The organism is Pseudomonas sp. AGC41, assembly GCF_057334555.1.
This window is the reverse complement of the sequence record NZ_JBHFJB010000084.1, coordinates 30417-38960: the sequence shown is the minus strand read 5'-3', so window position 1 is coordinate 38960 and position 8544 is coordinate 30417. Positions and strand designations below refer to the sequence as shown.

The following is an 8544-nucleotide window of genomic DNA, read 5'->3' as shown; positions in this document are numbered from 1 at the left end:
GACTGATATACCGCATTCGCGAGCAGGCTCGCTCCCACAGTTATTTTTGCATTGCCACGCTGGAATAGGTCGCTTCGACCTTCGCGCTGACAGCAGTCCCCCTGTCAAACCGGTCACGAACGCCTGCTTCGTCGCCATTAAAACGAAACGTCTGACAGCCATGCTGTGAGACATGCCATTAGTATCGGTTTTAACGGAACGTCAGAGGCGGGGAAGGGCAGGATGGGTTTCTGTCGGCCTGGATCTTTAGCCAGCCACTGCGCTGCTGCAGACGGGCTGGCTGCGGATTGCGGCAGTGCTCAGGGGGTTTGTGGCTTGTCGGGAGCTGTCAGGCCGGCCTGGATACGCTGATAGATCTCTTCGCGGTGCACCGCAACGTTTTTCGGGGCGTTGATGCCGATCCGGACTTGTTGGCCGCTTACGCCCAGAATGGTGATCGTGATGTCGTCACCAATGTTTATGCTTTCACCGACTTTGCGGGTGAGTATCAGCATGGTGTTCTCCTTGATTGCTTTATAGGGCACCTGATTCAGACAGTGCAGATGTCGGTACTGCTTATAGATTAGTGCTAAGTGTCACAATGTGGGTGCCTCTTTCTGACGTGCAGATGCTGCATTAATTCCCAGGGTGCGACTATACAGAGACGCCGGAGAGGTTTCTCGTGTTTTGAGCTCCGTTTGCGGCGTTTTTGGCGACAGTGAGTGCTAAAATTCCCGCCTCATGTCTTTCGGGGGAATCGTTGTGCGTAAATTGGCTTGGGTAATGGTGGTATTGGCGCTGGCGGGATGTGGTGAAGGACGTGACGTCGAGGCGCCGAAGTCCAAGCCCGTGGCGAGCTCCACAACGGCCGCCGCTGCCGCACCGCAGTGGGCCGTCGAGGTTCGAGGCCAGACGCCCCAGGCCGTCAGCGATCTGACCGGATGGCTGATCGAGCACAGCTTCATGTCCACCGTCGTCAGGGAAAATGGCAAGGACCGCGTCCTGGTAGGGCCGTTAAGCTCCAAGGCTGAAGCCGAAGCGAAGCAGGAGCAGATCACCGCTGCCCTGGTCAGGGCGAAGAAACGCAACATCGAGGCCTTGGTGGTGGACTTCCCGCCGGCTCAATAATCGATCAATACAGAACCTGTGGGAGCGAGCTTGCTCCCACATTGTTTTGTGCTGTCAACGAATGCCAGGTCAGCCGCAGGCCTTCAGATCCACCGGGCCGACGAATTCGTTCCCGCGACCCATGACGCACGCCACGCTCTGGTTGCGCTGGCGTTCCCAGGCTTGCACCGGATAGGTCTTGTCCCAGGCTTCATAAAGACGCCGATCCTGTTTGGAGAGGCGCAAGCCGTATTGTTTGCTCATGTAGAAATAGGTCCTGGCGATCATCCCTCGAATGGAAGGACGCGGCATGACCTTCTTGGCCTTGAAGTCCACCTGGGTCAGGCATGAGCCGTACTGACCTTTCTGCACCGGCAACCAGCCGAAGCTGAAGTTGCTGCGATCACCATTCACCTCGCCAATGCTCGGCACCAGGTTATGCAGATCCGCCTCGGCCCGTTGATAGACCGGGTCGTAGCGGGTGCACTGCTTGCGCCCGCCCTGTTGCCAGCACTGGCGCTGATGGCCGATCTGCCAGGCCGGGACAATATGCTCCCACTCGATCCGGGCGGCGCGATTGGCATTCTTGCGCGGTACATAACCGCAGGCCGCGAGGTTCACCCGATTGCCGGTGTATTTGCAGCCGCAGTAGAACTCGGTGGATTGCGGCGCATAGAGTTTCCAGGCGACTTTCTTGGCTTCGTTGAAGGTGCGCGGCGCACCAGCCTGCGTACCCGTGGCAACGAAGACGAGCAATAAAGCTAAACAGCGAACAATCATCGGGCTCAATCTTCCTTCGGCACAACCCAGAAAACCTGCACACCGCCATCGTCGCGATAGGCGAGGGTGACGTTGTCGTTCTCATCGATTTCTTCGAGCAGGCGTTCCCACTCGTCGATCGGCTCATCGGGCAGACGGAAGATCAGCGCGGCCTTGGCCTGTTGCGCGGTGGGCGAATTGATGATTTTCGAGACGCGCAGGCCGAGCCGTGCGTAGGAATCCAAGGGAGTAGTTGCAGCGAGAGGCGTTGCCACAGGATTATCCTTATTAAGCTGTACGCGCATACAGTATTTAACCGTAGGCAATTACGCAACTGCTTAAAATTCAAGGAAATCGTCTGACAACACTTTTCCTACTTTGGTGTAGGAGAAATAAGCTTTTTAGCGAGCTGTGTAGGCGAAGCGCCACCGGCTTGTAGGAAGCGGGTGGCGCAGAGCCCGACCGGAAACGGCGGGCGCAGGCTTCAGTATTCCCAGAACATCCGCTGCAATTCCTTGCTGTCCTGAGTCTTGGTCAGGGCGACCATGGCCAGGATGCGGGCCTTCTGCGGATTCAGGTCGTGGGCCACGACCCAGTCGTATTTATCGTCAGGCTGTTCGGCGTTGCGCAGCACGAAGCCGCCGGCGTTGGCGTGAGACGAACGAATGATCTGCACGCCTTCCTTGCGCAAGGCCTGCAACGAAGGCACGACGCGCGACGATACTGAACCGTTGCCGGTGCCGGCATGAATGATCGCCTTGGCGCCGGACTGGGCGAGGGCCTTGTAAGCCGTGTCGCTGACGTTGCCGTAGGAGTAGGCAATTTCCACGTCCGGCAGGCTCTTGATGGTCTTGATGTCGAATTCCGAGTCCAGGGTGTGACGCTTGGCCGGCAGGCGGAACCAGTAGGATTTTCCTTCCACTACCATGCCCAGCGGACCCCATGGGCTCTTGAAGGCTTCGGTCTTGATGTTGATCATCTTGCTGACATCGCGACCTGACTGGATTTCATCGTTCATGGTCACCAGCACGCCCTTGCCCCGTGCCTCCTTGCTGCTGGCCACGGCCACGGCGTTATACAGATTGAGCATGCCATCGGCCGACATCGCGGTGCCGGGACGCATCGAGCCGACGACGATGATCGGTTTTTCGGTCTTTTCCACCAGGTTGAGGAAGTACGCGGTTTCTTCCAGCGTGTCGGTGCCATGGGTGATGACAATGCCGTCGACGTCATTGCTGTCGGCAAGCTCGGCGACGCGCCGGCCGAGCTGCAGCAGATTGTCGTTGGTGATGCTTTCCGAGGCGATTTGCATGACCTGTTCGCCACGCACATTGGCCAGTCGGCTGAGCTCGGGCACGCCGGCGATCAGCTGTTCGATGCCCACCTTCGCCGCCTGGTAAGTGGCGCTGTTGGCCGAGCTGGCGCCCGCGCCGGCGATGGTGCCGCCGGTGGCGAGGATGACGACGTTGGCGAGCTTTTGCTCAGTTTGGGTTTCTTTTGCCTGGACTGCGCCGGGCAGCAGGAGCAGAAGGGCCAAGGCGCCCGGAACAAGAGTCTTGAAAGCAGATGTCATTATTTTTCTCTCTAGTCATGAGGAATCTAGTCATGAGGATTCATCTAGATGTTCCGGCAGACCTGAATGCCGGGAACAGAGCTGGAGGAGCATGATCCGTACCAGCCCGGTCGGCGCCGCCGATCAGGGCCTAAGACGTTGATATCCATAACGATGTGTATTGAGTGAGGGGGCCGGGCAAGCAGGTCGAGGACGGGTTTCCGAATGTTGCGAGTGTTTACTGTTCGGTTACCCGAAACGGAAATGGCTGAAAGAGAGGTCTGAAGCGCTAAAGAAAAAGCTCCGACGGACGATGCCTTTGTAGGAATTCATTCAAGGAGCGAGGCATGTCCTTTTCTATCGGCTTTCCCAATGCCGCAGCCATTACCATTGGCGGTAAATCCATCTCCACGCTGAATGCCTTGAGCGAGGCGACCGCCGACGCGGCTGACGAGGCGCTTGGAGAAACGCAGGAAACTGGCACCGTTCGGGCAAACCTGGCAACCGAAGCCGAGGGCAAGACCGGGAAAAGTGGCAGTACGCAAAGTATCGCTATGCAAACGCTGCTCAAGCGCATGCAAGAACTTCAGCAGCAGCTGCGCGAGCAACAGCAGCAACTTGCCGCTGCCCAGACGCGTGCCTATTCAACGCCCGAAGCCAAAACTACCGCTATCATGGCTATCCAAGGGCAAATCGCCGATACCACCGGTGCGCTGCAGCAAGTCACCGGCCACCTGATCAAGGAGTTGGCCAAGGACTCCAGTTCGGGGACGCTGGTGAATACCACCGCATGACGTTGACGTTGCGGATGAAACCGCAACGTTGACAAAATCCTGATGCTTTACCATAGTTCATTCCACGCAAACGTTTGCGCGGTTGTCGTGCGACGATTTTGCTCACAATAATCATAAAATCGGAGTGAACCCATGAAGCTGCCATTCGCTGGACGCCTTCTCGCCGTCGCCATGCTCGCGGCCGCATCCGCAGCGCTGCCATTCTCCTCGGCGCTCGCCCAGACCACCGAAAAACCCAAGGTCGCCCTGGTCATGAAATCCCTGGCCAACGAATTCTTCCTGACCATGGAAGATGGCGCCAAGGCTTATCAGAAGGAACACTCCGCCGAGTTCGACCTGATCTCCAACGGGATCAAGGATGAAACTGACACCGCCAACCAGATTCGCATCGTCGAGCAGATGATCGTGTCAAAGGTCGATGCGCTGATCATCGCGCCGGCCGATTCCAAGGCCATGGTGCCGGTGATCAAGAAAGCCGTGGATGCCGGCATCACTGTGATCAACATCGATAACCAGCTCGATCCGGCCGTGGTCAAGAGCAAGAACATCAACGTGCCGTTCGTAGGCCCGGACAACCGCAAGGGCGCCCGTCTGGTGGGTGAATACCTGGCCAAGCAGCTCAAGGCCGGGGACGAGGTCGGCATCATCGAAGGCGTGTCGACCACCACCAACGCCCAGGCGCGCACCGCAGGCTTCAAGGATGCGATGGAAGCGGCGCAGATCAAGGTCGTCTCCCTGCAATCCGGTGACTGGGAAATCAACAAGGGCAACCAGGTTGCCGCGTCGATGCTCAGCGAATACCCGAACATCAAAGCATTGCTGGCTGGCAACGACAGCATGGCGGTCGGTGCGGTCTCGGCCGTTCGTGCCGCTGGCAAGGCGGGCAAGGTGCAAGTGGTCGGCTACGACAACATCAACGCCATCAAGCCGATGCTCAAGGACGGTCGCGTCCTGGCGACAGCCGACCAGTTCGCTGCCAGGCAGGCGGTGTTCGGCATCGAAACCGCGTTGAAGATGCTCAAGGGCGAAAAAGTCGACAGCGGCACCAACGGCGTCATCGAAACTCCGGTCGAGCTGGTGACCAAGCCGTAACCCTGGCGACACAACGGCGCTCGCCCGTCCGGGCGGGCGCATTGGAGAGTTTGTTATGTCCGTTCGTGATCCGAACGCTGTCCTTTGTGTCAGCGGTATCGGCAAGACCTATGCGCAGCCAGTACTGAGCGACATCAACCTGACGTTGATGCGCGGTGAAGTGCTGGCGCTGACCGGCGAAAATGGCGCCGGCAAAAGTACCTTGTCCAAGATCATCGGCGGGCTGGTCACGCCGACGACCGGGCAGATGCAATTCCAGGGGCAGGATTACCGTCCCGGCAGCCGGACCCAGGCTGAATCGCTGGGCGTGCGCATGGTGATGCAGGAGCTCAACCTGCTGCCGACCCTTTCCGTGGCTGAAAACCTGTTCCTCGACAACCTGCCCAGCCACGCTGGCTGGATCAGCCGCAAGCAATTGCGCAAGGCGGCAGTCGAGGCCATGGCCCAGGTGGGGCTGGATGCCATCGATCCCGACACGTTGGTCGGTGAGCTAGGGATCGGTCACCAACAGATGGTCGAGATCGCCCGCAACCTGATCGGCGATTGCCATGTGCTGATCCTCGACGAACCGACCGCCATGCTGACGGCCCGTGAAGTCGAGATGCTGTTCGAACAGATCACCCGTCTGCAAGCCCGCGGCGTGTCGATCATCTACATTTCCCATCGCCTCGAAGAGCTGGCGCGGGTGGCCCAGCGCATTGCGGTCCTGCGCGACGGCAACCTGGTCTGCGTCGAGCCGATGGCCAACTACAACAGCGACCAACTGGTGACGCTGATGGTCGGTCGCGAGCTGGGCGAGCACATCGACCTGGGCGCGCGCCAGATCGGCGCACCGGCCCTGACGGTCAAGGGCCTGAGCCGTTCCGACAAGGTTCGCGATGTGTCCTTTGAAGTTCGCAGCGGGGAAATCTTCGGTATTTCCGGCCTGATCGGGGCAGGGCGCACCGAGCTGCTGCGGCTGATCTTCGGCGCCGATGCGGCCGACAGCGGCACGGTGGCGCTGGGTTCACCGGCGCAGGTGGTGAGCATTCGCTCGCCGTCCGACGCGGTGGCTCATGGCATCGCCTTGATTACCGAGGATCGCAAGGGCGAAGGCTTGCTGCTGACCCAATCCATCGCGGCCAATATTGCCTTGGGCAACATGCCGGAGATTTCCAGTGGCGGTTTCGTCAACGGCAGCGAGGAACTCTCGCTGGCGCAGCGGCAGATCGATGCCATGCGCATCCGCAGCTCCAGCCCGACGCAGCTGGTGTCGGAGCTGTCCGGCGGTAACCAGCAGAAGGTCGTGATCGGCCGCTGGCTCGAGCGCGATTGCTCGGTATTGCTGTTCGACGAGCCGACCCGGGGCATCGACGTTGGCGCCAAATTCGACATTTATGCGCTGCTCGGTGAGTTGACTCGCCAGGGCAAGGCGCTGGTCGTGGTGTCCAGCGACCTGCGGGAACTGATGCTGATCTGCGACCGGATCGGCGTACTGTCCGCCGGGCGCCTGATCGATACCTTCGAGCGCGACAGCTGGACCCAGGATGACTTGCTTGCCGCCGCGTTCGCCGGCTACCAGAAACGTGATGCGTTGCTCAACGAAGCAGCGCCTAGGGAACTCTCATGAAAACCGCACCTGCCGTCGGCAAATCGAATGGCAATTTTTATGGCCTTGGCACCTACCTGGGCCTGGCCGGCGCCTTGCTGGCCATGGTCGCGCTGTTCTCGGTCCTGAGCAGCCATTTCCTTTCCTATGACACCTTCAGCACCCTCGCCAACCAGATTCCGGATTTGATGGTGCTGGCGGTCGGCATGACCTTCATCCTGATCATCGGCGGCATCGACCTGTCGGTGGGCTCGGTGCTGGCGTTGGCCGCTTCGACGGTCAGCGTCGCAGTGCTCGGCTGGGGCTGGAGCGTCTGGCCGTCGGCTTTGCTCGGCATGGCCGTGGCGGCGCTGGCCGGGACGGTGACCGGTTCGATTACCGTGGCGTGGCGCATCCCGTCGTTCATCGTCTCGCTGGGCGTGCTGGAAATGGCTCGTGGCCTGGCGTACCAGATGACCGGCTCGCGGACCGCCTATATCGGCGACTCCTTCGCCTGGCTGTCCAATCCGATCGCCTTCGGTATTTCCCCTTCGTTCATCATTGCCTTGCTGGTGATTTTCATTGCCCAGGCCGTGCTGACCCGTACCGTGTTCGGGCGCTACCTGATCGGCATCGGCACCAACGAAGAGGCCGTGCGCCTGGCCGGCATCAATCCCAAGCCCTACAAGATCCTCGTATTCAGCCTGATGGGGCTGCTGGCCGGTGTCGCCGCGCTGTTCCAGATTTCGCGCCTGGAGGCGGCGGATCCCAACGCCGGTTCAGGGCTTGAGCTGCAAGTCATCGCCGCGGTGGTCATCGGCGGTACGAGCCTGATGGGCGGGCGCGGCTCGGTCATCAGTACCTTCTTCGGCGTATTGATCATTTCAGTGCTGGCGGCGGGCCTGGCCCAGATCGGCGCGACCGAGCCGACCAAAAGGATCATTACCGGCGCGGTGATCGTGGTGGCGGTGGTGCTCGATACGTACCGCAGCCAGCGCGCCAGTCGGCGGGCTTGAAGCATGGCAACGATCAAGGATGTGGCGGCGCTCGCGGGGATCTCCTACACGACGGTGTCTCACGTCGTGAACAAGACGCGGCCAGTCAGTGACGAGGTGCGACGCAAAGTCGAGGCGGCCATCGAGCGGTTGGACTACGTGCCCAGCGCGGTGGCGCGTTCGCTCAAGGCCAAGACCACGGCGACCATCGGCCTGCTGGTGCCCAACAGTCTCAACCCGTATTTCGCCGAGCTGGCTCGTGGGATCGAGGATTACTGCGAGCGCAATGGCTATTGCGTGATCCTGTGCAATTCCGACGACAACCCGGACAAGCAGCGCAGTTACCTGCGGGTGCTGCTGGAAAAACGCATCGATGGCCTGATCGTGGCGTCGGCCGGCGGTGATGTCGGCCTGGCCGAGGGCTTGGCCAACGTGCGCACGCCCATGGTGATCGTCGACCGCGGGCTCGATGGGGTGGACGCCGACCTGGTGCGTATCGACCACGAATATGGCGCTTACCTGGCGACCCGGCACCTGCTGGAGCTGGGGCACCGCGACATTGCCTTTATCGGTGGGCCGGCGGACACCAGTGTGGCGCAGATGCGCCTGGCGGGTTACTGCCGTGCGCTGAAAGAGGCGGGGATCGAATTGCCCGTCGAGCGCATGCTCGAAAGTGATTTCACCAGTACCGGCGGCTTT

General features: G+C 60.3%; 10 protein-coding genes. 6 read left to right on the top strand and 4 right to left on the bottom strand.

Translation table 11 applies throughout. From position 1 onward, the window contains the following. Positions 1 to 299: 299 nt before the first annotated feature. Positions 300 to 494, bottom strand: coding sequence for a carbon storage regulator CsrA (gene csrA / locus ACE04F_RS15500; RefSeq protein ID WP_003179932.1), 195 nt, complete (start codon positions 492 to 494; stop codon positions 300 to 302). A 247-nt stretch (positions 495 to 741) separates the two neighbouring features. Here csrA and ACE04F_RS15495 point away from each other — a divergent pair, with 247 nt between their 5' ends. Next, positions 742 to 1107, top strand: a complete 366-nt coding sequence (locus ACE04F_RS15495) for an SPOR domain-containing protein (RefSeq protein WP_486107981.1) — start codon at positions 742 to 744, stop codon at positions 1105 to 1107. Positions 1108 to 1176: 69 nt separating this feature from the next. Here ACE04F_RS15495 and ACE04F_RS15490 read toward each other — a convergent pair whose 3' ends face one another. The 3 genes from ACE04F_RS15490 to ACE04F_RS15480 all read right to left on the bottom strand — a co-directional run bounded on the left by ACE04F_RS15490 (position 1177) and on the right by ACE04F_RS15480 (position 3418). Continuing rightward, positions 1177 to 1866: an endonuclease gene (locus tag ACE04F_RS15490; protein ID WP_305495680.1), complete on the bottom strand. Its 690-nt coding sequence runs from the start codon at positions 1864 to 1866 to the stop codon at positions 1177 to 1179. Between the two features lie 5 nt (positions 1867 to 1871). Then, positions 1872 to 2171, bottom strand: coding sequence for a DUF1654 domain-containing protein (locus tag ACE04F_RS15485; RefSeq protein WP_486107978.1), 300 nt, complete (start codon positions 2169 to 2171; stop codon positions 1872 to 1874). 158 nt (positions 2172 to 2329) lie between these two features. Then, on the bottom strand, positions 2330 to 3418 hold the full coding sequence (locus ACE04F_RS15480) for an asparaginase (RefSeq protein ID WP_486107976.1): 1089 nt from the start codon (positions 3416 to 3418) through the stop codon (positions 2330 to 2332). 326 nt (positions 3419 to 3744) lie between these two features. Here ACE04F_RS15480 and ACE04F_RS15475 point away from each other — a divergent pair, with 326 nt between their 5' ends. The 5 genes from ACE04F_RS15475 to ACE04F_RS15455 all read left to right on the top strand — a co-directional run. Further along, entirely contained in the window at positions 3745 to 4191 is a 447-nt protein-coding gene (locus ACE04F_RS15475; RefSeq protein ID WP_486107974.1) for a hypothetical protein, read from the top strand. A 132-nt stretch (positions 4192 to 4323) separates the two neighbouring features. Continuing rightward, complete coding sequence (locus tag ACE04F_RS15470; protein ID WP_434569083.1) at positions 4324 to 5283, top strand: sugar ABC transporter substrate-binding protein; 960 nt, start codon at positions 4324 to 4326, stop codon at positions 5281 to 5283. A gap of 55 nt (positions 5284 to 5338) precedes the next feature. Then, positions 5339 to 6892 (top strand): sugar ABC transporter ATP-binding protein, encoded by a 1554-nt coding sequence (locus ACE04F_RS15465; protein WP_486107972.1) that lies wholly within the window; start codon positions 5339 to 5341, stop codon positions 6890 to 6892. Beyond that, entirely contained in the window at positions 6889 to 7866 is a 978-nt protein-coding gene (locus ACE04F_RS15460) for an ABC transporter permease (protein WP_305495674.1), read from the top strand. Before ACE04F_RS15465 ends, ACE04F_RS15460 begins: the two co-directional genes overlap by 4 nt. A 3-nt stretch (positions 7867 to 7869) precedes the next feature. Further along, a partial coding sequence (locus ACE04F_RS15455; protein WP_486107970.1) for a LacI family DNA-binding transcriptional regulator occupies positions 7870 to 8544 on the top strand: 675 nt, incomplete at its 3' end.

Coding starts and splice junctions, on each gene's coding strand:
- csrA (WP_003179932.1), bottom strand. CDS start 494: ATGCTGATACTCACCCGCAAAGTCGGTGAAAGCATAAACATTGGTGAC.
- ACE04F_RS15490 (WP_305495680.1), bottom strand. CDS start 1,866: ATGATTGTTCGCTGTTTAGCTTTATTGCTCGTCTTCGTTGCCACGGGT.
- ACE04F_RS15480 (WP_486107976.1), bottom strand. CDS start 3,418: ATGACATCTGCTTTCAAGACTCTTGTTCCGGGCGCCTTGGCCCTTCTG.
- ACE04F_RS15475 (WP_486107974.1), top strand. CDS start 3,745: ATGTCCTTTTCTATCGGCTTTCCCAATGCCGCAGCCATTACCATTGGC.
- ACE04F_RS15470 (WP_434569083.1), top strand. CDS start 4,324: ATGAAGCTGCCATTCGCTGGACGCCTTCTCGCCGTCGCCATGCTCGCG.
- ACE04F_RS15465 (WP_486107972.1), top strand. CDS start 5,339: ATGTCCGTTCGTGATCCGAACGCTGTCCTTTGTGTCAGCGGTATCGGC.
- ACE04F_RS15460 (WP_305495674.1), top strand. CDS start 6,889: ATGAAAACCGCACCTGCCGTCGGCAAATCGAATGGCAATTTTTATGGC.